Source organism: Alphaproteobacteria bacterium LSUCC0684, assembly GCA_041228335.1.
Classification (GTDB): Bacteria; Pseudomonadota; Alphaproteobacteria; order Puniceispirillales; family UBA1172.
In genome coordinates this window covers 109,616-134,074 of sequence record CP166130.1, presented here as the reverse complement: position 1 = coordinate 134,074, position 24,459 = coordinate 109,616, and the positions used below count along the sequence as shown (strand labels likewise).

The 24,459-nt window shown below is 53.3% G+C and carries 23 protein-coding genes; 19 read left to right on the top strand and 4 right to left on the bottom strand.

Annotated elements, in window-relative coordinates; genetic code table 11:
* Positions 1 to 23: 23 nt before the first annotated feature.
* Positions 24 to 1,472: an NCS1 family nucleobase:cation symporter-1 gene (locus tag AB8880_00575; protein XDZ65922.1), complete on the bottom strand. Its 1,449-nt coding sequence runs from the start codon at positions 1,470 to 1,472 to the stop codon at positions 24 to 26.
* 230 nt (positions 1,473 to 1,702) lie between these two features.
* On the opposite strand from AB8880_00575, the gene AB8880_00570 reads away from it, so the two are divergent.
* Together AB8880_00570 and AB8880_00565 are read left to right on the top strand one after the other, a co-directional pair.
* Positions 1,703 to 2,131 carry a hypothetical protein gene (locus AB8880_00570; GenBank protein XDZ65921.1) on the top strand — a complete coding sequence of 143 codons (429 nt, stop codon included), beginning with the start codon at positions 1,703 to 1,705 and terminating at the stop codon, positions 2,129 to 2,131.
* A 20-nt stretch (positions 2,132 to 2,151) separates the two neighbouring features.
* Complete coding sequence (locus AB8880_00565; protein XDZ65920.1) at positions 2,152 to 3,213, top strand: hypothetical protein; 1,062 nt, start codon at positions 2,152 to 2,154, stop codon at positions 3,211 to 3,213.
* 212 nt (positions 3,214 to 3,425) lie between these two features.
* Here the strand turns inward: AB8880_00565 and AB8880_00560 are convergent, their stop codons facing one another.
* Positions 3,426 to 5,408, bottom strand: a complete 1,983-nt coding sequence (locus AB8880_00560) for a CocE/NonD family hydrolase (GenBank protein XDZ65919.1) — start codon at positions 5,406 to 5,408, stop codon at positions 3,426 to 3,428.
* Between the two features lie 374 nt (positions 5,409 to 5,782).
* Here AB8880_00560 and AB8880_00555 point away from each other — a divergent pair, with 374 nt between their 5' ends.
* The 5 genes from AB8880_00555 to AB8880_00535 all read left to right on the top strand — a co-directional run bounded on the left by AB8880_00555 (position 5,783) and on the right by AB8880_00535 (position 11,131).
* On the top strand, positions 5,783 to 7,468 hold the full coding sequence (locus AB8880_00555; protein XDZ65918.1) for a flavin-containing monooxygenase: 1,686 nt from the start codon (positions 5,783 to 5,785) through the stop codon (positions 7,466 to 7,468).
* A 107-nt stretch (positions 7,469 to 7,575) separates the two neighbouring features.
* Positions 7,576 to 7,929, top strand: coding sequence for a RidA family protein (locus AB8880_00550; protein XDZ65917.1), 354 nt, complete (start codon positions 7,576 to 7,578; stop codon positions 7,927 to 7,929).
* Positions 7,930 to 7,961: 32 nt separating this feature from the next.
* Positions 7,962 to 9,209 carry a D-amino acid dehydrogenase gene (locus tag AB8880_00545; GenBank protein ID XDZ65916.1) on the top strand — a complete coding sequence of 416 codons (1,248 nt, stop codon included), beginning with the start codon at positions 7,962 to 7,964 and terminating at the stop codon, positions 9,207 to 9,209.
* Positions 9,199 to 9,972 (top strand): Asp/Glu racemase, encoded by a 774-nt coding sequence (locus tag AB8880_00540; protein XDZ65915.1) that lies wholly within the window; start codon positions 9,199 to 9,201, stop codon positions 9,970 to 9,972. Before AB8880_00545 ends, AB8880_00540 begins: the two co-directional genes overlap by 11 nt.
* A 154-nt stretch (positions 9,973 to 10,126) precedes the next feature.
* Positions 10,127 to 11,131, top strand: a complete 1,005-nt coding sequence (locus tag AB8880_00535; GenBank protein XDZ65914.1) for a phytanoyl-CoA dioxygenase family protein — start codon at positions 10,127 to 10,129, stop codon at positions 11,129 to 11,131.
* A gap of 164 nt (positions 11,132 to 11,295) precedes the next feature.
* On the opposite strand, the gene AB8880_00530 is transcribed toward AB8880_00535, so the two are convergent.
* Positions 11,296 to 12,069 carry a universal stress protein gene (locus AB8880_00530; GenBank protein ID XDZ65913.1) on the bottom strand — a complete coding sequence of 258 codons (774 nt, stop codon included), beginning with the start codon at positions 12,067 to 12,069 and terminating at the stop codon, positions 11,296 to 11,298.
* Between the two features lie 138 nt (positions 12,070 to 12,207).
* Between AB8880_00530 and AB8880_00525 the strand changes: the two genes are divergently transcribed.
* Positions 12,208 to 12,366, top strand: a complete 159-nt coding sequence (locus tag AB8880_00525; protein ID XDZ65912.1) for a hypothetical protein — start codon at positions 12,208 to 12,210, stop codon at positions 12,364 to 12,366.
* A gap of 232 nt (positions 12,367 to 12,598) precedes the next feature.
* On the opposite strand, the gene hemN is transcribed toward AB8880_00525, so the two are convergent.
* Complete coding sequence (hemN, locus tag AB8880_00520; protein ID XDZ65911.1) at positions 12,599 to 13,966, bottom strand: oxygen-independent coproporphyrinogen III oxidase; 1,368 nt, start codon at positions 13,964 to 13,966, stop codon at positions 12,599 to 12,601.
* A 62-nt stretch (positions 13,967 to 14,028) separates the two neighbouring features.
* On the opposite strand from hemN, the gene fnrL reads away from it, so the two are divergent.
* From fnrL to AB8880_00465, 11 genes are all read left to right on the top strand, one after another.
* The gene (gene fnrL, locus AB8880_00515) at positions 14,029 to 14,784 is read left to right on the top strand and encodes a transcriptional regulator FnrL (protein ID XDZ65910.1); all 756 of its coding nucleotides are present in this window, start codon (positions 14,029 to 14,031) and stop codon (positions 14,782 to 14,784) included.
* Between the two features lie 209 nt (positions 14,785 to 14,993).
* A complete protein-coding gene (gene ccoN / locus AB8880_00510) occupies positions 14,994 to 16,526 on the top strand; it encodes a cytochrome-c oxidase, cbb3-type subunit I (GenBank protein ID XDZ67082.1) in 1,533 nt (510 codons plus the stop codon).
* A gap of 1 nt (position 16,527) precedes the next feature.
* Entirely contained in the window at positions 16,528 to 17,253 is a 726-nt protein-coding gene (gene ccoO, locus AB8880_00505; GenBank protein ID XDZ65909.1) for a cytochrome-c oxidase, cbb3-type subunit II, read from the top strand.
* 12 nt (positions 17,254 to 17,265) lie between these two features.
* Positions 17,266 to 17,460: a cbb3-type cytochrome c oxidase subunit 3 gene (locus AB8880_00500; GenBank protein ID XDZ65908.1), complete on the top strand. Its 195-nt coding sequence runs from the start codon at positions 17,266 to 17,268 to the stop codon at positions 17,458 to 17,460.
* The gene (ccoP, locus tag AB8880_00495) at positions 17,457 to 18,332 is read left to right on the top strand and encodes a cytochrome-c oxidase, cbb3-type subunit III (protein ID XDZ65907.1); all 876 of its coding nucleotides are present in this window, start codon (positions 17,457 to 17,459) and stop codon (positions 18,330 to 18,332) included. Before AB8880_00500 ends, ccoP begins: the two co-directional genes overlap by 4 nt.
* A gap of 12 nt (positions 18,333 to 18,344) precedes the next feature.
* Positions 18,345 to 19,775 carry a cytochrome c oxidase accessory protein CcoG gene (ccoG, locus tag AB8880_00490; protein XDZ65906.1) on the top strand — a complete coding sequence of 477 codons (1,431 nt, stop codon included), beginning with the start codon at positions 18,345 to 18,347 and terminating at the stop codon, positions 19,773 to 19,775.
* Entirely contained in the window at positions 19,772 to 20,233 is a 462-nt protein-coding gene (locus AB8880_00485; protein XDZ65905.1) for a FixH family protein, read from the top strand. The genes ccoG and AB8880_00485 overlap by 4 nt, the downstream gene beginning before the upstream one ends.
* Positions 20,230 to 22,443 (top strand): heavy metal translocating P-type ATPase, encoded by a 2,214-nt coding sequence (locus AB8880_00480; GenBank protein XDZ65904.1) that lies wholly within the window; start codon positions 20,230 to 20,232, stop codon positions 22,441 to 22,443. The genes AB8880_00485 and AB8880_00480 overlap by 4 nt, the downstream gene beginning before the upstream one ends.
* Positions 22,443 to 22,619 (top strand): cbb3-type cytochrome oxidase assembly protein CcoS, encoded by a 177-nt coding sequence (gene ccoS / locus AB8880_00475; protein XDZ65903.1) that lies wholly within the window; start codon positions 22,443 to 22,445, stop codon positions 22,617 to 22,619. The genes AB8880_00480 and ccoS overlap by 1 nt, the downstream gene beginning before the upstream one ends.
* Before the next feature lie 166 nt (positions 22,620 to 22,785).
* Positions 22,786 to 23,505: a formylglycine-generating enzyme family protein gene (locus tag AB8880_00470; protein ID XDZ65902.1), complete on the top strand. Its 720-nt coding sequence runs from the start codon at positions 22,786 to 22,788 to the stop codon at positions 23,503 to 23,505.
* Positions 23,490 to 24,281, top strand: coding sequence for a DUF3108 domain-containing protein (locus AB8880_00465; protein ID XDZ65901.1), 792 nt, complete (start codon positions 23,490 to 23,492; stop codon positions 24,279 to 24,281). The genes AB8880_00470 and AB8880_00465 overlap by 16 nt, the downstream gene beginning before the upstream one ends.
* Positions 24,282 to 24,459 lie beyond the last annotated feature (178 nt).

Here is a 24,459-nt window from a genome sequence, read left to right as displayed (position 1 = left end):
ATCTCTATTTTTGGCTTTAGTGTTTATCTCCTGGAAATACCCAGGTGAACCAGCGCGCCCAGCGATGCCCCGATTATCCAGGCATATCCACCGCCGCCGCCCAAGTTTGCGAAAAAGTCATCCAAGCCGAACACAAGAATGTTTGGCCACACTGAACCTACCGCGATGTAACCTGAAATAATCCAAGCCAGGATGGCTTTGCGGTTAAATCCTCCATCGTAATGGTACTCGGACTCCGGGCTGTCATCAAACAGGGCATCAATATTCAACTGCTGCTTTTTGATCATGTAGTAATCAACGATCATGATACCGAATACCGGCGCCAAGATAGCACCCAGTGTGTTCACGAATGGGAAAAGGCCCATCTGCGTTATGACAGCGACCCACAAACCGCCAATTACGAAACCAAAACCGGCAGTTATCAGACCGCCCGTTCGGAAATTGATCCTGCTGGGAAGCAGGTTGGCCAGGTCGTAAGCAGGCGGGATGAAATTCGCCACCATGTTGATCCCGACGGTAGCTGCGAAGAAAGCAAAGGCAGCAACGATGGTCAGAAACATATTATCAACTTTTGCGACCATTTCTGTCGGCTCAGCTATGTATTCACCGAAAATTGCAATTGTTCCCCCAGTGATCATCAACGTGATAAATGAGAAGAACACGACATTGCCGACCAATCCCCATAAATTACCTTTCCTCATCTCTTCTTCACTTTTGACAAAGCGTGCGAAGTCGCCGAAGTTGATCACGACGGCGGCAAAATACCCGACCATGATGGAAAACACCGCTACAAATGCGCCAAATGAACTGAGATTTTCAAATTCCCCTGAACGGGCGCCACCGGAAAACACCGTGCCCACTTCAGACAGCAGACCGCCACCAGCCTTTGCCCATATAGCGATCATCAGAACAATCATCACCAGATACACCGCCGGGCCGGCAAAATTAAGGAAGCGCTTGATGAGATCCACGCCATGCCAAAACAAGTAGACCTGGAATGCAGAGACAAAGATAAATGAAACCCACATCACCCCGGTCATTCCGAGGAACATGACTTCGCCTTGTATTCCCGTTATGCCGGTGATCAGCAGTGCCACTGCGGTTGAGGCAGCATAGGTTTGTGCCCCATACCAGAACATGGCCACAAGACCTCTGGCCATGGCAGGAAAGTTTGCCCCGAAAACGCCCATGCTGACGCGGGCGAAAACCGGATACGGGATGCCGTGCTCCACACTTGGCTTGCCCGATAGATTGACCAACCAGGAAATAAAGAAGCCGGCCAGTATCAACGCTGCAAACACAGCCCAGCCATTGAGTCCCGAATACAGAAACAATGATGCGGCAAGCGTGTAGCCGAAAAGGCTTTGAACATCGTTTGCCCAGACATTAAATATTTCAAACCAACCCCAATTTTTTTGCTCGCTTGGCGTCGGTGCCAAATCAGGGTTGTATAACCTCTCAGATTTACTCATTTTGTCCCCCTTCGTACAAAATAATTTTGAGTCTCAAGATCTCAAAAGATAAACGTGCATTAGTCAACAAATAATATCCAATTGATTTAAAATAATATCCAATTAATATAAAAATTGTATACGATATAGAAAAAACTGTTGCGGAAATTATGATTTTTTCTCCATTAATTCATATTGTGTTGGAATAAAAGTTTTTCACGAAAAATCACACATCAAGGAAGATAGTTGAAATGATTGGAAAATTATTGACATTAAAACCCCTTGCAGCATCAGTTGCCGTTACCGCGACGATTGGGTTCAGCGGATTATCAGCACAGGCTGAAAACGTGACACTGAAAATAAGTTTTGTTGGCGTGACGAGTGGTTCGGCGGCAACTTGGGGTGTATCAAATGCGCGCTCGATGAAGGCGCGCGCTGCCTGGCTCGATGAAATCGGCGGTGAAAAGATCGCCACAAGGCCCAAAAAAATCGAGATCGTCACATTTAACGACGGGGAAAACCCGATTTGGGCCAATGCCGGTTCGGTCAACTTCATCAACCCGATCATGGCGCATGACCAAGGGAGTTGGCACGATGAAATGACATTGCGTATCGCTGGGTTAAACCGCCTCCCTTCATTGTCGCTTGATACCGTTTCTGTGTTCACCCAAAAAACCTGATTTTAAAAGGAGTTCTTCACATGACCCCCCTAAATGTTTTGATCCTTGGCGCATCCTACGGATCCTTGCTTGCGACTAAAATTGTTCTGGCTGGTCACAATGCGACCATGGTGTGTCTCCCGGCCGAAGCTGACCTTTTCAACAGTGAAGGCGCGATTATTCGCACTCCAGTAAAAGGCCGCGATGGTCTTGTCGAAATCCGTAGTCGCGATCTTGCTGGCAACCTTGCGGCCTGTGCGCCGGGGGATGCCGACCCTGCAGCCTTTGATCTGGCGGTGCTGGCAATGCAAGAGCCGCAATATTCAGCCCCTGAAGTTGGGGAATTGCTTCAAAAGATTGCCAAATCAAGCGTGCCGACAATGTCGATCATGAACATGCCGCCGCTGGTATTTCTGCGCCGCATTCACGGGCTTGATATTGACGCGCTTCGGGGATGCTATACAGACTCAACCGTCTGGGATGCGTTCGATGCTGCTAAATTCACCCTGTGCAGCCCCGACCCACAGGCATTCCGTCCGCCAGAGGAGAATCTGAATGTGTTGCAGGTGCGCCTGCCAACCAACTTCAAGGCCGCACGTTTCAAGGGTGATGAAGATACCGCAATCCTTTACCGCCTGCAGGCCGATATTGAAGCTGCCCTGTTTGCCTCCGATGACGGCAGCAAGTTCGAAATTCCGGTGAAACTGAAAGTGCATGAATCCGTGTTTGTCCCCATGGCGAAATGGGCCATGCTGATTGCCGGCAATTACCGCTGCATCGGCAACAACGAAATGCGCCCGATCCAGCAGGCCGTGCATGGCGATATTGCCTTGTCGGAAGCAATCTATAACTGGGTTGTTGATCTGTGCATTTCGCTTGGCAGTGACCCGGCCGATCTGGTGCCGTTTGAAAAATACGCCAATGCCGCCCTCTCGCTTGGCAGCCCGTCATCAGCGGCGCGTGCGCTTGCTGGCGGGGCCAAGAATATCGAACGTGTCGACAAACTGGTTCAATTGATTGCCGCGCAGAAAGGGCAACATCTCGACAGTCTTGACGAAATCGTTAGGCTGGTAGATCACTGGCTAACCAAGAACCGCGGCTAATCCATGACGTGAAAAGAAGTTCCATTTCCGATGGAACGATAAGGAGAGCAAGACAAAATCCACGGGCTTGCCGTTTTTCTTGTCAGCGATAAAGCCAGTTTTGTGACCGGGCAGATTGTTGGGGTCAAGGGCGGCGTCATGCCCGGACATTTCTCTTATTTCAATGAGACAAAAAATGGTTAATTCCGTCTAACCCAGAAAAACTCCCAAAATCAAAGAAGGCCCCGGGGGATGGTCTCGATCCATTCCTTGGTGAGGACTTCGGATTTGACTGCGCCCTCTGTTGCGCGCAGCCCTCGATGCAAATAGAAATTCTCCTCATCACAGGTCATACGCGTTGAGGTATCTATTTCGACTTGCCATTGATCCCGCCCGTAGGAAAACCGCCATGTGACCTGTAGATCCGCGCTTTCCGGCCTTTCGGGATGGATGGAATATCGCATATGGACATGACTGCTCGTGACCATGCCATGGGTCAGGTCCTCCGATTTGCCAAAATCATCAAAACTTTCCTGGACGATCGTGCCATCAGGTTCAACATGATCCTTTGCCCAGCCACCGGCAGAACGAAGCATCCGCGCAGCGTCCGGTACCACAGGGTCAATCGATGCCGGATTGGCAGGCGGAAGCAGATCCTCGCTCTTGCGCACCGGCAAGGTCAGCTCAACGGCATCTTCATCAAGGGTAATGGTAACCGGTTTCGGGGCAGGCCAGACAATCGGCCAGTATGAAGTGGAAAGCGACAACCTTAACCGATGTCCCGCCTTAAGACGATGGGCGCAGGCATTAAGCACAAATTCGGCCATATAGGTTTGCCCGGGCACAAGCGCTGAAGGTGTTTCATGACTTTCCCAATGCGTCAGATTAAAGGGCCGATACGAAATACGCTGGGACACACCATTGCTGTCCACTTCACATAACCTGGCGACAATCTGGGCAACAGGCTGATCAACACGAAAAGCCAGTTTCAGCCGGGGTTGCCCCATTAGTTCGATATCTTCGCACAGCACCATGTCAAAATGTGTTGAGAGCGCGTCATCTTCGGCCTGATCACCGGCCAACTCGTTATCAAATCTCATCCCGGGGCAGAAATATCCGCTGGCCATCCCGAGATGTGCCGGGTTGCTGATCTTCACCTCACCCGTACCTGCCTCTGGCCCGAGCGTTTCGGCGTTTATATAGAAAACCTTCTCCATGACATTGGGAGATGGCCATTCGGCCTCGGCGATCCAGCGGCCTTTTGGCGGCGCCATCTTTCGGGATGGTGCATGGAATTCTTTGCAGAATGTTCGAAAATCGGGAATATTGTCGATCCCGTTCTCCTCACCTTTGAGCCAGCGATCAAACCAGTTCAGGACCTCTGAATGGAAGTCCGCCGCCCCAAGTTTTGATATATGGGGATAGCGATGCTCCCAGGGGCCGATCAGTGCCTTGGCCGGACTCCTGAGGTTTTCAACGAGATATCCAGGCGTGTTGACATAGGCATCCGCCCAGCCGGTTATGGCCAGAACAGGAATGGAAATACGTGACCAGTCCTCGCAAACCGAACCATGTTTCCAATAAGCATCCCGGGTCTGATGGCGGAGCCATGTCGCCGTCAGATCTGGCAGATTTTCCATCCGGGCAATCCAGTCTTCTCGCCAGTCTGGACGCAGCAGCGGGTCCGCCGGACGCGACAGATAGGCAAGCATGGTCGCCCCCCAATTGGCGTTATCGCTCAAGAGGCACCCGCCCATATAATGAATATCATCAGCATACCGGTCGGTGGTGGATGCCACGCTGACCAAGGCTTTCAAGGCAGGCGGGCGGCGATAGGCCAGCTGGAGACCATTGAACCCGCCCCAGCTGATGCCGATTATCCCGATAGAGCCGTTGCACCAGTCCTGCCCTGCAATCCACGCAAGCACCGCTTCCCCATCGCTCAGTTCCTGCTCGGAATATTCATCGTCAAACCGGCCTTCGCTGTCGCCGGTGCCGGCTATATCAACGCGAATGCAGGCATAGCCCCGCTTGACAAAACAGGCATGGGTGGTCGCGTCTCTTTGTGCTGTTCCATCACGTTTCCGATAGGGCAGATATTCGAGGATTACCGGATGCGGGGTCAGGTCTTCAGGTAACCAGACACGTGCCGAAAGCCGGCGGCCATCCGGCATTTCGATCCAGTAGGTGTCATCCGAATTGGTTGCTGAACGCATGATCTGGCCTGGTCAGAAAGATACAATTCCCAATTATAATCCAACGGAATTTCCATGAACGGAAGAATTTTCTGGTCTGGGAAAGGGGGTAAATAAACGAATAAATCATTAATATATCCAAGAATTTATATCTTAACGTGTTGAAATAATTAATTTACTTATTGCGCCACTATATATTTCCCAATCGCAACGGTTCAGGTTCGAGCCCTGCCAGGATCATCATCTCGGCTGAAAAGATGCGTGATTTCTTATGGGAAATTTCTAATTCAGCTGAGATCAATAACGCGCAATTACATATATCTGCCTTAAACCTTTGATTATGTGACCGGCAACTGATAGTTTTTTCGTGATTTCAACCCCGTTGCCAGTGTTTCATGTCACTTGATCCGTCCCCCCACCAGCAGATACACAACCATCCTGTTGCGAATGGAACCAAACTCCATCTTGACGCGGTGATTGTCGGCGCCGGGTTCTCCGGGCTCTATCAGCTCCATTGCCTGCGTGATACGCTCGAGATGAATGCAGCAGTACTTGAAGCTGGAGACGGTGTTGGCGGGACCTGGTACTGGAACCGCTATCCCGGTGCCCGGTGTGACTCGGAAAGCCATTCCTATTGCTATTATTTTAACCGGGACCTGCTGGATGAATGGCGCTGGTCCGAACGTTATCCCGGGCAGGCCGAAATCCTCAGTTACCTGAATTTCTGCGCCGACAAGCTGGATTTGCGGCGAGATATCTACCTCAATCAACGGGTTGATCAAGCGGTCTGGGATGAAGCCTCCGGCAGATGGCAGGTCAGATGCACTTCAGGATTAGAGGTCGAAGCCAGATACCTCATCACGGCGGTCGGGTGCTTGTCTTCGGCCAATCTGCCATCGATCAACGGCATCACGCGGTTCAAGGGCGAGATCTACCACACCGGGGAATGGCCGCATGACGGGGTGGATTTTGAAGGCAAGACGGTGGTTGTGGTGGGCACCGGGTCAACCGGCATTCAGGCTATTCCGGTCATTGCCGCTGAAGCGTGCAAACTGACGGTCCTGCAGCGCACCCCCAATTTCAGTGTTCCGGCCCGTAACGCGCCGCTAAAGGAGGATTTTCACCCAAATTTCTGCGAGGAGATTGACTCCTGGCACCAGAAGATGCTGATCTCACGGCACGGCCATCCCTGGAGTGCGCCACCACGTAAATTATGCGAAACGCCTGAAGATGAGCGCAATGCCATTCTGGAAGACGCCTGGCGGATCGGCGGGCTCCGCTTTCGTGAAAGTTTTGACGATATCCTCCTGGATGAGCGTTCTAATCATCTGATGTCGGATTTCATCCGCGCGAAAATTCGCGGCATTGTCGATGATGCCGAGACTGCCGAAAAGCTCCTGCCCCTGGATCATCCCTTCGGCACAAAACGCCCGCCGATCGATACAAACTATTTTGAAACGTATAACCGCGACAATGTCGAGCTTGTCGATATCCGTCCCAACCCGATCGATTGTCTTGACGAGGATGGCGTGAAACTGGCGGATGGCGCGCATATTCCTGCCGATATCATCGTCTTTGCAACCGGCTTTGATGCCATGTCGGGCGCGCTGCTGAAGATGGGGATCGTCGGGCGCGATGCCTGCACGCTTGACGAAGCATGGAAGGAAGGGCCGAAAACCTATCTCGGACTTGGTGTTCACGGATTTCCCAACATGTTCACCATAACAGGCCCGGGCAGCCCGTCGGTGCTGACCAATATGCCGCGATCCATTGAACAGCATGTGGACTGGATCACGGCATTGCTGAAACATGCCGAGTCCAGCGGCATTGCCAAGATCGAAGCCGAGGATGACGCCATGCGGAACTGGACCGATCACGTGACCGATACCGCCAACCTGACACTTCTGCCCAAAGCCAACCATTCCTGGTATCTGGGCGCGAACGTGCCTGGCAAACCGCGGGTGTTCATGCCCTATGCCGGCGGCCTTGATAGATACAGGTCCCATTGCGATGAAGTTGCGGCCAAAGGATATCCGGGCTTCCGCATGACCGGCATCCACGACCACATAAGATGCGTGTAACCACCGCTGTTTTACTGGGAGCTTAATCTTTCCGGCTTAATAAATGGTATACAAGGTTGAGACCTTGGACTAGGTTGGATTCATATGCGTATTTAAGGGGGTAAGGTATGTCGATTGAACGTTTTCAAACCAATGATCGTATGAGCCAGATGGTGATCCATAACGACACCGTCTATCTGGCAGGTCAGGTTGCCCTGAAGGCACCTGGCGCTTCGGTTGCAGACCAGACGCGCGCCATTCTTGATCAGATCGACGAATTGCTGGCCTTGGCCGGAACAGATAAATCGAAGGCACTCACCGCCACCATATGGCTTTGCAGCATGGACGATTTTGCTGAAATGAACAATGTCTGGGATGAATGGGCAAAGGGCGGAAATGCCCCATGCCGTGCGGCGGTGGAATCGCCACGTCTCGCCGCGCCTCAATTCACTGTTGAAATCGGTCTTATCGCCGCGCGATGATTTTTCTGCGGTGAAAAATTGCAGGGCATCCGATGCATATTGTTGTCTTAGGCGCTGGCATCATCGGAATCACAACAGCCTATCAGTTGTTGAAGGACGGCCACAACGTCACGGTTATTGAACGTGATACAGGTCCGGCACAATTCACCAGTTTTGCCAATGCCGGACTGGTTGCCCCTGGCCATGCCTATGCCTGGGGGTCGCCTGCGGCACCTGGCATGATGTGGCGATCATTCTTCCGAAATGACCAGGCCATCCGCTTCAAGCCGCGAATCTCGGTGCGGCAATGGCGATGGGTGCTGGCTTTTCTGGGTGAATGCAACTCCGAGCGTGCCGCCATAAACACGCAAACGAAAGCCCGCCTCTGCCGATATTCGCAATCCATGCTCGAGGAAGTCGCCCGCGAAACGGAAGTTGAGTATGACGGCCAAACTGGCGGGCTGCTCTATTTCTATCGAGATCCGTCACGGCTGGCGGCAGCAACACGGAAGGCAGATATCCTGCGCAGTCAGGGCCTGACCGTACATCAACTTACCCGTGATCAGGTTGTGGAAAAGGATCCCGGTCTGGCGGGTGCCGGGGACAGGATTGCAGGCGGGCTCTATGCTCCGACAGATGCAAGCGGGGATGCTCATCTCTTCACCCGTGCACTTGCAGCCAAGTGTAGCCAGATGGGGTGCAGCTTCCTCTATGGTGCTGAGATACATGATATCAGGCGCAAGTCCGGCATGGTCGTTTCAGCCAGCACCAGCAAGGGCGAGATATCTGGTGATGCCTTTGTAATGTGTCTTGGGGTGTTCAGTCCATTTCTTGCTGAAAAGATTGGAGTGCAGTTGCCGGTCTATCCGGTGAAAGGTTATTCCGTGACCGTTGCCGCAGATGATCTCCGGATACCACCAAGACTTGGAGGTGTCGATGAAGAAAATCTGCTGGCCTATTGCCCGATGGGAAACCGCCTGCGATTGACAGCAACAGCGGAAATAGCCGACTATTCAACACAGCACAGCCCGGCGGATTTCAACGTCATGCTGAAAAAGGCGAGAGAGCTGTTCGGCGATGAACTGGGTGCTTCGGGTATTGAATACTGGGCCGGGTTGCGTCCCATGACGCCAACAGGACTGCCGATTGTTGATCGTTCGCCGATCGACAATCTTTTCATCAATACCGGTCATGGTCACATGGGCTGGACAATGTCAAATGGATGTGCGCGGATGATGGCTGACATGATCGGACAGAAACCGATGGCCCATTCAAACGAGGGGATGAACTATGCCAGTTAAGACAGAACATATTGAACATCTGCCGTTCCAGACAAGCAAGGTGATCGGCGCCAGGGCCAGAATAGGCATGGTGGTGCTCGCAACCGACTATACGCTGGAACATGAGTTGCGGCATCTGATTACCTTGCCCGGTGTTGATATCTATCACGCCCGGATTGCCAACTCACCCAATATCACACCAGATACACTGAGAGCGATGCAGCCATTGATAACATCAACGGCCGAATTGATTCTGCCAGGAGACAGGCTTGACGTATTGGCCTTTGCCTGTACGTCGGCATCAATTGTGCTCGGCACACCGACGGTGGCCGAAAACCTGAACGCCGCCAAGCCGGAAGCAAAAACCACCAATCCGGCCTTCGCCGCGTTCAATGCATTTCGAGCCCTCGGGGCAAGGCGGATTGCCTTGCTGACCCCCTATGCAAAACCAGTTAATGAAATGGTTCAGCAATCGGTGGAAGAGGCAGGGTTTGAGGTTCCGGTCTTCGGCAGTTTCAACGAGCCCCATGACCCGACCGTTGCTGCAATTGACACATCCAGCCTGAAAGATGCCATTGCCAGGATCACCGCAAACCATGAGGTTGATGCAGTGTTCATATCCTGTACCTCGGTGCGTATTGCGGCCGATGTTGCGGCCATCGAGGCTGAGCTGGATATTCCGGTCACCTCGTCAAATCATGCCCTTGCCTGGCATTGCCTGCGGCTTGCTGGTATTGACGATGAATTACCCCAGCATGGAAGACTGTTCAGCCTCCAGGGATAATTCCGCTCTCGACCCTTGGCAAGGTCGGCGCCAAACTCGTGGCCAGATTGATCCGCAACGCATCTGACGTCACGATCATGAATACGAAGCCAAAGGTGTCAACCTCATCATCAGGAATAGACAAAGTTCTGAATAGGAAAATGGAGATTTTCAGATGGCTGTGAAATCAGATACACCTGCCCTTTCCAGGGATCAGATATCCTCCTTTGAGGAAAACGGTTTTTTAGCAATAGAACAACTGATCGATCCCGATGACCTTGTTGAAATAGAAAGCGAATACGAAAATCTTCTGGATGAACTGGCAACCCGCCTCTACGCCGAAGGCAAGATTTCAACTGAACACGTTGATGAGGATTTTGGTACCCGCTATTCAAAGATTATTGCTCAATATCCTGAATTGCACCGTTTCTTCAACATATCGCTGCCGCTGTTGAATGGAGAGATTGATCCAGAAACATTTCATATGCATAGCGGCCCGGCGGCCTTCAACCTGATGCGTCATCCGAAAATTCTGGATGTTGTGGAAGCAATCATCGGCCCGGAAATCTATTCAAGCCCTGTTCAACAGATGCGGATGAAACCACCTGAAAAGGCTGTTCACCATGACCTTGCTGGTCATTCCAATGTTGGCGCCACCACCTGGCATCAGGACATTGTCGCCTTGCTGCCAGAAGCCGATGACACCCAGCAATTGACTGTCTGGCTGGCGATAACCGACGCCAATGTGAAAAACGGCTGCCTCACCTCCATCCCGGGCTCTCATCGCGAGGGACCAAAGGCGCATTGCAGCAATTCAAAAATCGCCTCAGAACCGCAGGTTCCAGACAGCATTATGCAAGGGCGTGAGGCTACGGCTCTTCCTGTCAAAAAGGGCGGTGTGGTGTTGTTCCACAAGATGAACGTGCATCGGGCTCTGCCCAATCTTTCCGATGGGTTGAGATGGAGCATGGATTTGCGCTACCACCCTATTGGTCAGGCGACCGGCCGCCCGGCTTTTCCGGGTTTTGTTGCCAGAAGCAAGGCAGACCCGACACAGGAACTTCATGACCCAAATATCTGGGCACGTTCTTGGGATCAGGCACGTAGCAATATCCTTTCCGGTCACTACAAAGGCCGGCTTTTTGAAGACACAAGATGGAATGACAGCGCTGTCTGCTAGTATCTGAACAGATGATGCCAGATTGAAGGGAAACCCCCAATAACAATCTATTTCTATCTTGGGCAATACGTCCTGCCATGCCGAAGGGTTTCTGTAACCACCAGATTATATACACACCGGATGGATGAACGGGTTCCGAGACAGAATACCCATCCTTGCCGGCTTTAATGTGCAAAAAGAACAGGTGTTGTGCACTCGCTTAACACGGTTTCCGTGACACCACCAAAGATCTTTTCGATCATCATTGAACTGCCATAGGCGCCCATCACCAGAAGATCGGCATGCCTCGCCTGCTCCATGATCAGCTCGGCGACTGTTGCATCGCCGCTGACTTCGCTTGCTATACTGGCTTCGATACCATGTGCCGCAAGATAACTGCCTATATCGGTTGGCAGCGAGCGGCTTTTGGCATCAATGGTGATGACATCAACCTCATCAAAACGAGGCAGAAGCGGCAGAGCGGCGCGCACTGCCCGGCCTGCTGCCATGGAGCCATCCCACGCGATCACGCAGCGCCGGTGAAATCCGCCGATCTTCGTTGCACCGGCAATCTGGATGGCGGCCGAAATACCCGTGTTTGCCAATTCGGGGGCAGAAAAAGGTGGCGTTGCGACCACCAGATCAAAATATGGGGACAGAGCTGGCCATTCATGCCGGATGAAACCGTGCTTCCCGTACCACTCCTGGGCAATGCCATGGGCCTCGCACAGTGACCTGAATTCCTCCTCGCATTCCCTGATCTGATTTTCAGCAGTTTCGATACGTTCTTGCACCACGTCAATCATGCCACCTTCACCCATGGGGTAATAGTCAAGACCCTGTTCACTGGTGATGATTCCCGTAATTGATGTATCAATCTCCTTGGCCAGATTGATGGCCTGGATTATCTGGCCAGCTGGAAAGGCGCGAGCCGCAGATATCAATACAGCGATTTTCATTGCAATGCTCCATGTGTTGTAGGTTGCAACACCAGAAAATCATAAATTTTACCGGCAAAAATTGATCTCGATCAAAGAGAGGGCGAGAGACCGACTTTAACTTGAGGGAGTCTTGATTGCTTTTATGGGAGATCAGTAATGGTTACACAATTCACGTATCTTGCGATGGTGCTTGCCGCGTTTTTCATTTTCATGCTGGTGTTTATGTACCTGCAGATTTCGTATGCGCGCAGCAGGCAGGAGCCGGCGGGGGTATCGGAATCCAGCCTGTCATCTGAAAACAGGGCTGATGCCTGATGCCCTGTTTCAGATTTCGCGCTGAGCAGATTTGTACGGATTGCCGTCTTGCACCGAATTCGCCCAACCATGTCGCTCAACATGTGAACAGCCCGGTTGCGGCCGCATTCCGGAATCTGCTGGCGCGGGGTATCCACCCTCATCAAGCGGCGCGTTCGGCCATGATCGTACTGCGGATACATCATCCTGATCTGTGCCTTTACAATGCTAACCTTGTGCGCAACTGGCTTCTTCAGACCGCCAGGCCGTGCGATTTTTCAGGGGCGACATACTGATCAAAATATTGGGCGACCAGTCTTGCGGTCAAATGTGGCTCTTCTGCGATTTCATAGACCTCCCTGCCGTCGCCATCATCAACGCGAACAAGACCGATCTTGCGGGCATTCCGGGTGATATCGCAAGAGAGCAGTTCTGCCAGGGTGCCAAACCTCTGCCTGATTTCATCAAGTGAGATGCGGAAACGGCACATCAGTTGCTCGATCACATAGCCACGCAGCTGATCTTCGTCGCTGAACCTGTGGCCGCGGCTTGTGGCAAGGGCACCGTCTCTGATCATTTCGAGATAGGCCTGGGTGCCGCTGGTATTCTGGGCATATCCTTGCGGCAGGCTTGAAATTGCCGAGGCGCCAAGACCGATCAGATATCTTGACTGGTCATCGGTATAACCCTGAAAATTGCGGCGAAGCTGACCTTGCCTTGACGCCTTGACCAGCTGGTCTTGGGGGTTGGCGAAATGATCAATACCAACCGGCTCATACCCATGATTGGCAAATAATTGACGACCTGTTTCGAGCAAAAGATACCGGGCATCCCCGCAAGGCAGGGTAGCGGCATCAATCAGTTTCTGGCGGCGGGCCATCCATGGAACATGGGCATAACCGAACATGGCCACCCGATCAGGGTTCAGCGCGAGCACTTTTTCAAGTGTATTGCGGAAACCGGCAGGCGTCTGATTCGGCAGACCATAAAGCAGATCTATATTGATGCTTTTCACCTGGCCTTTTCGAAGCATGTCAAAACAGTCTTTCGTCTGCTCGAAACTCTGCGGCCGACCGATGGCCTTCTGGATGAGAGGGTTGAAATCCTGGACGCCGACACTGGCACGGGATAATCCGGCGTCAATCAGGACATCCATCCGATCCTGATCAATCTCGGTCGGATCTATTTCCACCGCGAGATCATAATCCTGGACGAACCGAAACCGGGTTTTGAGATATTCCAGCAACTCAATCATCAATGGCGGGGGTAACAGGGTTGGCGTGCCGCCGCCAAGATGCAGGCTTTTCACCATAATGGATGGGTCAAGCAAGCCCGCAACCCTATCGATTTCAACCTTGAGGCCATCGACATAATGGTGAAGCGCATCAACGCGGCGTCTGATGCCTTGCGTGCGGCAGGCACAGAACCAGCAAAGATTCCGGCAGAAAGGTATATGCACGTAAAGAGAAATGCGGCTAGCGGCGGGGGTGGCCGCCAGCCAACCCGCCATGCAATCAGCATTCACCGATCCGTTGAAGTGGTTTGCCGGCGGGTAACTGGTATAGCGCGGAACTCTTTTTTCAAGAGCGCGGCTTTTAGCAATTTGCGAAACATAATTCATGCTGGTAGAATAAAAGTGCGTTCAATGAAAACCTTGATCGAAGTCAAACTTGTCGACATAAAATGAAACCGGCAGAATCATCCTGGAATATGGCCGTGGTAAAAGACTGCGGCGCGTGCCCCATCCAGCGTCAGGCAATCTGCTCGCGTTGCGCGGCTGATGAATTGGCCGTTCTTGACGGCATGAAAACATATCGCACCTACGCCAAGGGAGAGATGATCACCTATACCGGCGCACCTGTCAGCCATGTGGGAACACTGGTTTCCGGCGTTGCGTCGATTTCGCAAGGCCTCGAGGATGGCCGTCGTCAGATCATGGGGATATTGCTGCCCAGTGATTTTATCGGCCGCCCCGGCGCGCGTGTTGCGCAATATGACATTACCGCATCTTCAGAAGTCACCATGTGCCGGTTTGAGATCAACGCTTTTGAAAAACTTCTGGCCGCCTCCCCCGCGCTTGGCCCGCGGCTTCTGGAAATGACCATGGATGAGCTGGATGCCGCAAGAGAGTGGATGCTTCTGCTTGGCCGGAAATCCGCGCGGGAGAAGATTGCGACCCTGCTCTTCTTGATAGCCATGAAAAACAAGTCTCTTTCCGGCAGCCACGCCCATGAGTCGCTGAGCTTCACCCTGCCGCTGACCCGTGAAACCCTTGCGGATTACCTTGGCCTCACGATTGAAACCGTCAGCCGGCAATTCAGTGCCCTGCGCAAGGAAGGCGTGATCAGGATCCAGGGGCAACGGCATATCACGATACCGGATTTCCGCCGCCTTATTGTCGAAGCCGGGGATGATTACAGCGGCAGTGTGCTGCCCTAGCTCCCGAAAACATTATCCGCCTCCCCCGTGAAAAATTGATTCATATCAAGGTTTAAGACAGCCCATTTTCCCATAATGAGTTCCGACCGGGCAGATGTGTGGCCTCATCGCTGCACCCCGGCGCTGAACAGGGGGAAAGGCAAATGGGCAAAAACATCTTTTATCTGCTGTTGGTATTTGCTGTCGCGGTGCTGGGCTCGGGCGTGATAATGGCCGAAGATCTGCCCTATCAGGTGGCCATGGCGATCTTGTTTGGGGCGGCGGCAATCTGGCTTTTGAAAGAAATCTTTTCAGGGACTGAACACGTTGCGCCGGACCCGGCACAATATATGGATGATGTTGTCCGCGCCGGTGCGATCGCCACAACTTTCTGGGGAATCGTGGGGTTCACGGCAGGTGTCTATATCGCCTTTCAGCTTGCATTTCCCGAATTGAATCTCAATCTTCCCTATACGACCTTCGGCCGCCTCAGGCCACTGCATACCTCGGCGGTGATCTTCGCCTTTGGCGGCAATGCGCTGATCATGACGTCGTTCTATGTGGTGCAGCGCACATCTGCTGCACGACTCTGGGGCGGCAATCTGGCCTGGTTCGTCTTCTGGGGATATCAGATCTTCATTCTGATGGCCGCGACCGGCTATCTGCTTGGCGCGACCCAGTCCAAAGAATACGCCGAGCCGGAATGGTATACCGATATTTGGCTCACGATTGTATGGGTTGCCTATCTGGCGGTGTTTTTTGGCACCATCCTGAAACGCCGTGAGCCACATATCTATGTCGCCAACTGGTTCTATCTCAGTTTCATCATCACCGTGGCGATGCTGCATCTGGTCAATAACCTGTCGCTGCCGGTTTCGCTTTTTGGTTCAAAATCCGTGCAGCTTTTTGCCGGCGTTCAGGATGCACTTACACAATGGTGGTACGGGCATAACGCGGTCGGGTTTTTCCTGACGGCCGGCTTTCTCGGCATGATGTATTATTTCGTTCCCAAACAGGCCGAACGTCCGGTCTATAGTTACAAACTGTCGATCATTCATTTCTGGGCATTGATCTTTCTCTATATCTGGGCAGGCCCGCATCATCTTCATTACACGGCCCTGCCGGACTGGGCGCAAACCTTGGGCATGGTGTTTTCCATCATGCTGTGGATGCCATCCTGGGGCGGGATGATCAACGGCCTGATGACTCTTTCCGGAGCCTGGGACAAATTGCGGACGGATCCGGTCCTGCGCATGATGGTGCTATCCATCGGCTTCTATGGCATGTCGACTTTTGAAGGCCCGGTGATGTCCATCAAATCCGTCAACGCCCTCAGCCATTACACCGACTGGACAATCGGCCATGTGCATTCGGGGGCATTGGGCTGGAACGGGATGATTTCCTTTGCAGCGCTGTATTTCCTGGTGCCGCGCCTGTGGCAGAAAGAAGGCCTTTACTCACTTCGTCTCGTCAGCTGGCATTTCTGGCTCGCCACCATCGGCATTGTTCTCTATGCCGCCTCGATGTGGGTGACCGGCATCATGGAAGGGCTGATGTGGCGTGAAGTGGATGCCCAGGGCTTTCTCGTCAATTCCTTCGCCGATACGGTGAGCGCGAAATTCCCGATGTATCTGGTGCGCGGTCTCGGCGGGATACTCTATCTGGCGGGCGCGGGCATCATGGTGGTCAACCTCTGGAAGACCATAAGCCTCGGCAAAACCAGGGCCGGCGCCCTTCAACCAGCAACCGTTCAGGAGCAGTAAGATGGCACTTATCGACCGGCACAAGATACTGGAAAAAAACGCAACACTGCTGCTGATCTTCAGTTTTCTTGCAGTGATTATCGGCGGCATCATCGAAATTGTTCCGCTCTTCTACCTTGAAAACACCATTGAAAAGGTCAGGGGCATGCGCCCGTATACACCGCTGGAACTGGCCGGTCGCGACATCTATATCCGTGAAGGATGCTACACCTGCCACAGCCAGATGATCCGCCCGCTTCGTGACGAAGTTGAACGGTATGGCCATTACAGTCTGGCTGCGGAATCCATGTATGATCACCCATTCCAATGGGGCTCAAAGCGAACCGGGCCGGATCTGGCGCGGGTTGGGGGGCGGTATTCCGATGAATGGCATGTGGACCACCTGAAAGACCCGCAATCGGTGGTGCCGGAAAGTGTCATGCCGAAATACGCCTTCCTTCTGGAACGTGACCTTGATTACAGCAACGTCCAGGCATTGCTGGAAACCCACCGTCTTGTCGGGGTGCCATATACGGATCAAATGATCGCCAATGCCGAAGCGGACCTCATCACGCAGCTCGACCCTGATGCGGATACCGATGGGCTGGCATCGCGATATGAGAATCTGACCATCCGCAATTTTGATGGCAATCCGCGCATCACGGAAATGGACGCGCTGGTGGCGTATCTGCAGATGCTCGGCACGCTGGTCGATTTTTCGACCTTTGCTCCGGATAAAACCCGGTAGGAGGGCGGAACCATGTCTCAATATGATTTTCTTCGTACATTTGCTGACAGTTGGGGGCTGGTGCTGATGGTGCTGATATTCCTTGGTGTTGTTCTCTTCACCTTCCGGCCAGGCAGTTCCAGGGTTCATGCGGAAATAGCTCGCCTGCCCCTGCGCAACGAAAAAGCACCCGATATGTCTTCCGGCAAGGATGGAGGCGGAAAATGAGCCCTGATAAAAAAACGGTAACGCCCGATGAAGAAAAGGAAATCGAAACAACGGGCCATTCATGGGACGGGATCCGTGAATTCAACAACCCGCTTCCCCGCTGGTGGCTATGGACGTTCTACGCAACCATCATCTGGGGGCTCGCCTATATGGTGGTCTATCCGGCCTTTCCCCTGCTGAAACAGGCAACCCAGGGGCTGATTGGCTATGATTCCCGCGCTTCGCTCGAAGAGGACATCAATGTTTTCAAACAGGCCAATGCCCCGCTTGATACGGCCCTTGTCTCCACCGCTCTTGAAGATATCGGCGCCAGGCCTGATCTGGCACATTACGCGGCAACCGGAGGGGCGGCTGTCTTCAAAACGTTTTGCGCCCAGTGCCATGGTGCTGGAGCGGCGGGGGCAAAAGGCTACCCCAATCTCTTGGATGACGATTGGCTTTGGGGCGGAAGCATTGGCGATATTCACCTGACGATCCGTCACGGCATTCGCCAGGAAGGTGACGACGATACCCGCGCTTCTGAAATGCCGGCCTTTGGCGAGATTCTTGAACGCTCGGAAATCGCTGATGTGACGCATTATGTCCTTTCTATTGCAGGTAGCACCCATAATCCATCGCTGGTCAATAGCGGCAGCAGGGTCTTTGCTGAAAACTGTGCCGATTGCCACGGCCCGGAAGGCAGGGGCAACCGTGAATTGGGCGCGCCAAACCTCACCGACAGGATCTGGCTTTATGGCAGAAGCCAGCAAGCTGTGGCCGAAACCATCACCAATGGCCGCAAGGGAATGATGCCGGCCTGGCAGGATCGTCTCACCGAAGCACAGATACGTCAGGTTACCTATTACATCCATCAACTTGGTGGTGGGGAGTAGATCGCATCAGCCATGGCGCAGAAAGTTTCAACTCCCTCATTATACGCGGCGCGTGAACCTGTTTTCCCGCGCCGGGTCAAAGGCCGCTTCCGCACGTTGAAATGGTGGATCATGGGAGTGACGCTGGGGATTTACTACCTCACACCATGGATCAGGTTTGACCGCGGCCCGGATATGCCGGATCAGGCGGTGCTGGTGGATCTGGCTGGTCGCCGCTTCTTCATGTTCTGGATCGAAATCTGGCCGCATGAATTCTACTTCGTGGCCGGACTCCTGATCATGGCCGGGATCGGGCTTTTCCTGTTCACCTCGGCATTGGGCCGGGTCTGGTGCGGCTATGCCTGCCCGCAGACCGTTTGGACCGATCTGTTCATTCTTGTTGAACGCTGGATTGATGGCGACCGCAATGCCCGCATCCGCCTGTGGAGCCGCAAATGGGATCCTGGCAAAATCGCCAAGCGCCTTTTCAAATGGTCTCTATGGCTGTTGATCGGCATGCTCACCGGCGGCGCCTGGGTGTTCTATTTTGCCGATGCCCCTAGCCTGGCCGCATCGCTCTGGGCGGGAACCGCGCCACCTGTTGCCTGGGCTTCCATCGGGGTTCTCACCGCCACGACTTTTGTCTTTGGTGGTTTCATGCGTGAACAGGTCTGCACCTATATGTGCCCCTGGCCGCGCATTCAGGCGGCGATGATGGATGAAGATACGCTAACCATCGGGTATCGCTCCTGGCGAGGTGAACCCCGCGCCAGGCATCAACGCCGGATGGACGCTGAGGCCCATGGCGACTGTATTGACTGCAATGCCTGTTTCAATGTCTGCCCCATGGGGATCGATATTCGCGACGGGCAGCAGTTGCAGTGCATCACCTGTGCACTTTGCATTGATGCCTGCGATGATGTCATGAGGCGCCTTGGCAGGCCCCGCGGCCTGATCGACTACATGGCTCTTTCTGATGAAGCCAATGAAAGGGCCGGCGGAAAGCCCCGCCCGGCCTGGCGGCATATTTTCCGTCCCCGGACAATTCTCTACACCGTGATCTGGTCGCTCATCGGTGTTGCCCTTGTCTACGGGCTGTTTATCCGGTCTGATCTTGAATTCAGCGTTGCACCGGTGCGCAACCCGGTCTTTGTCACGCTGGCCGATGGCACGATCCGCAATATTTACGAGCTGCGCCTTCGCAACAAATCCCCGGAGGTGAAGTCGTTTATCATTGGCATAGACAGCGAATTTTCTGATCTGAAACTGTCTTTGGGCGACAAGCTGCAACCATCGGTAACCGTGATGGCGGACAGCACCTATCTGCAACGTGTTTATGTCCTGGCAGAGCCAAAAAGTCGGCCAGCCTTGACTGCAACCACACCCATAACGTTCTGGGTCGCTGATAAAGATGGCGGCAGGACATATCATGTCAAAAGTGTCTTCAATGGAGAAAAGCGATGAATAAAGGGAAGGCAAAATTTTCCGGCTGGCATTTTTTTCTGATCATGTCAGGAGCCTTCGGGGTTGTCATTTCAGCCAATCTGACTCTGGCCTATTTCGCCCAAGGCAGTTTCCCGGGGCTTGACGTTCCCAACCCCTATATTGCCAGCCAGCAGTTTGGCGCCAGGCGAAAGGCCCAGGAAGCATTGGGCTGGGAAAGCCGGTTGATTGTTAATCGAAACATGGTGACGCTTAGCCTCATGGCCAAAGACGCCTCGCCCGCATTTCCGCAACATGTAACCCTTCGTATCGGCAGCGCCACAACATCGCGTGACGATCAGGTGATAATTCCACGCCGGGATGATGATCATTTTGTTGCACCAATAGAACTCGAACCTGGCAACAAGTTGATTTTCATAGACGCCATTGCCGAGGATGGCACGCTGTTTTCCGAGCGTCATACCGTGGTGGTGCAATGACGGCAAAGCCATCCACCATGGCAGGATATCCACCCTTGGACGAGGTCAGGGAGACGCCGCTGCAACCACATATCCTTCATGTGCCATCGATGCATTGCGCCGGTTGTATCGGGAAAATCGAACAGCATATGAACGCGCTTGCCGGGGTTGCTTCGGCCCGGGTGAACTTGTCGCGCAAGGAATTGCGGGTAATGGCAAGGGATGACATTGCTGTCTCAGATCTGATCAAGGCCATGGCCGCCATTGGTTTTGACGCCGATGCCATTGATCCTGCGCAACTGCAAGCTGACAACCCGGGGCCAGCGGATGCGATGCTGAAAAGGCTTGCCGTGGCGGGTTTCGGGATGATGAATGTCATGCTTCTGTCGGTCTCGGTCTGGTCCGGAGCAGATGCAGCGACCCGGCAGTTCCTGCATCTGGTCTCGGCGCTGATAAGCTTGCCTATACTGGTCTATTCTGCCCAGCCATTTCTGGCTAATGCCTTCCGTGCCCTTCGGACGGCCCGGCTCAATATGGATGTACCGATTTCACTGGCCATTGTGCTGGCCGCGATGATGTCGCTTTATGAATCCCTGACGGGAGGTGCCCATGCCTATTTCGATGCGGCATTGTCGCTTACCTTCTTTCTGCTGGCAGGACGTTACCTTGATCTCAAAGCCCGGCAGAAAGCCCGTTCTGCCGCCGCCCAATTGGTGCGAATGCAAACGCCGATCGCTTATCAGAGGAAAGACGGCAAGATCATTGAAATTGCCGTTTCAGCCCTGGCCCCCGGCATGGTGATCGTTACCCGGCCCGGTGAGCGTATACCGGCCGATGGAGTAATCATCAAGGGAAAGGCGGATGTAGACCGATCCCTGTTGACAGGCGAAGCCGTGCCCCTTTCCCTTGCTCCGGGCAGAGAGGTCTTTGCCGGGGAGACCTGCCTGAATGGCCTGCTGGAGATCAGGGTCACAAAATCCAGCAAGGACAGTTTTCTAAGCCGGTTTATCGATCTGGTGGACATAGCCGAACGCGGCCGCCACCGCTACAGTTCCCTTGCTGATCGTGCCGCGTCGATTTATGCCCCGCTTGTGCATATACTGGCGCTGGCAGCTTTCGCTTTCTGGATGTGGGCAACTGGCGATGCATATCATGCATTGACGATTGCGATTGCAGTGCTGATCATCACCTGCCCCTGTGCATTGGGGCTTGCGGTGCCGGCGATGGTTACCGCGGCAAGCGGGCAGCTGTTTGCCCATGGAGTTTTGCTCAAAAACGCATCAGCGCTGGAACGGCTGGCTGAAATTGATACGGTGATCTTTGATAAGACAGGCACCTTGACCAATGGCAAATTCAGGCCCGAAAGCCTTGATGGATGGGGGGATGCCGAACGGGACCTGCTCCTTGAATTGGCTTCTGCATCAAGGCATCCACTTGCCATTGCCATTACTGATGCCCTGCCTCCGGCCGGAGGTGCGAGGCTTGACCCTTCGTCCATTACCGAAGTGCCGGGTTGCGGCATGGTGGCCAAGGTTGACGGTAAAATTGTCAAATTGGGTCGGCCTGAATGGATCAGCGGCAAAAGGGAAACGGATACATGGGATCGACGTCTTGGGTTCCGGATTGGCCGGGGTGCGATCAGGTGGCTGGATTTTGCCGAGGAAATCCGGCCCGATGTCACGGCCATGCTGGATCGACTTGATGAAGCCGGGATCACGCGCATCCTTCTGACCGGCGATAATGAACACGCGGCGTCTGCCATGGCTGCCCGGCTTGGCTTTACCTCGCATCATGCAGGCATGACACCTTTGGAAAAGCAGGATTTCATCAAGAGGATGAAAGCTGGTGGCGCATCGGTACTGATGGTGGGCGACGGGCTTAATGATACAGGGGCCATGGCGACGGCTGATGCAGCGGTGGCGCCGGCATCGGCGCTTGATGCCGCGCGCGCCACCGCGGATGTCGTCCTTCTTGGGGGGCATTTGAAGGCGCTCCCGTATATGCTTGATGTTGCCAAAAATGCCAGACGGCGGATCCTCCAAAATTTCAGCGCCGCCGCGCTCTACAACCTGATTGCCCTGCCGCTGGCCTTTGCTGGATTGGCGACACCTCTGCTGGCGGCCATCGCCATGTCCGCATCATCAATCACCGTGGTGCTGAATGCCGTAAGGCCGGGGCTTGGGTCCCGCGGAGCATTTCCATCTCAACAAGGATCCGGGGAGGCGGGCTGATGACAGTTCTTCTGACGCTGATCCCTCTGTCCCTGTTGCTGGGCCTGTTTGGGCTTGCCGCTTTTGTCTGGTCTGTCAGGGATAATCAATACGATGATCCCGAAGGCGAAGCCCACCGTATCCTTGACCCAAGATTTGATGAGGCGCCAGGTGATGACAGGCTGGAAGATACCTGACTTTTTCAAGCGAAATATCGCGTTGACTACCCCCCGCCACTTGATATCCCCATTTCTCTGTATCCATCATTTGCATGATGGTTTCAAGGTCATAAGCTGACGATTGCCAATTGCTTTTCAGCATTCTAGCATCAGGATAAATTCATCCAGTTTTCAATCGCGGATCATGATGTATCCAAAGGTCATTCTTGTTGTTGTTCTGATGGCTTCACCGGCATGGGGGAGCGAGGAAATCCCCTTGGACAAAACCGAAGTCACGATCGGCCAGTTTTCAAGATATGTCGAAGCTACAGGCAAGATAACCAAAGCGGAAAAGACCGGCGGAATGGTTTATGAAGATGGATGGACCACAAAGCCCGGCTGGAATTGGCAAACACCTTATGGTGTCCAAAGTCATCCGGATGAGCCAGCCGTTCACCTAACCTATGATGAAGCCCAGGCCTATTGTCAGTGGCTTGGCAAGCGTCTGCCAAGTCGCGATGAATGGATCCGCTTTGGCTATACCGAGATGCGGGAGAAACCTGCCGCGCCTTTTCAGGCAGGCACAACCTATCCCTACCCGACCGGAAAAAGCCCCGAAGGAGCGAATTGCCTTGCAGATTGCGGCTCCATGACCGGAAATCCATATGATAAGACGGATTATTCCATCCACCTTGATCGCGGATATGGCCACGCAAGGGCTGGCTCAACAACGGCAGGGGTCAACGGTCTTTATGATATGGGGGCGAATGTCTGGGAATGGGCAACCATCGACGATGACACCCATCAGGCCACCATGGGGGGATCGTGGTGGTATGGGGATCGCCAGATGAAAGCTGATTATAATGCCACCAAACCAAGAGACATGGCCGTGGTCTATATAGGTTTCAGATGTATCAGCAACTGAAATCCATTTCTTTTCGGGGGGTGATTATAGCCCTGCTGGTGATGTGGTTGTCGTATCCGGCCATCGCTGGTGAGCGAAGACTTGATGTGAAATATCAAATTCAGTGGGGCAATCTCGATATTGCAGAAATGGAAGCAAACTGGATCTTCACCCGAACTTCCTTTGAAATGACCGGCAAGGCCAGATCACTGGGCGCGCTTTCAACCTTCAGGAAATTCAGGGGATTAACCTATGCAAAGGGCACCATCAGGAATAATGAATTCTTCCCTGAAATGATCGACATCCGGAGCTCGCGCAAAGGGAAAACCAGACAAGCTAATGCCCGCTGGAATGCAGCAGCAGAAATGATCAGCACAACCAGAAACCCTGAACTGGATCTCAATGAAGTGCACCCGATAGAAAATGAATTCCTTACCAATTCGATTGATCCACTAACAGCCATGCTCAGATCGCTTGCTACCATCGACCGGGACGACAAATGCGGCGGCACATATCAGATTTATGATGGTCTTAGAACCAGCCAACTGACCTTGTATGATCTCGGGAAAGACCATATCAAAGCCGATCGTCCATCAGCTTTCAGCGGCAATGTCTGGAAATGCGGTGTCGTCAGCAAGCCGACCGGCGGCCATCGCCTGAAATCTCGCTGGCGCAAAAAAGACCCTAAAAAAGATGATGTGATCGTTTTTCTTGGTGCTGTCGATGATCAGATTTTACCTGTCAGAATAGAAATCAAAACAATTCTGGGAAGCCTCATTACAAGGCTGGTTATGTAGCAAAGATCGGGGCACAAGAAACCGGGGGCAAAAACCTCTTTGTTGATCCGGTGATCCAACAGAGGTTCAAGTGTTGCCTGTTTTGAACGTGTTCACTTCATCGAAACCTGATCGATATGCCCGGAAGATTTGGAACATGTGTATTTCATCCATATATACATATGCGCTCATTTGAATT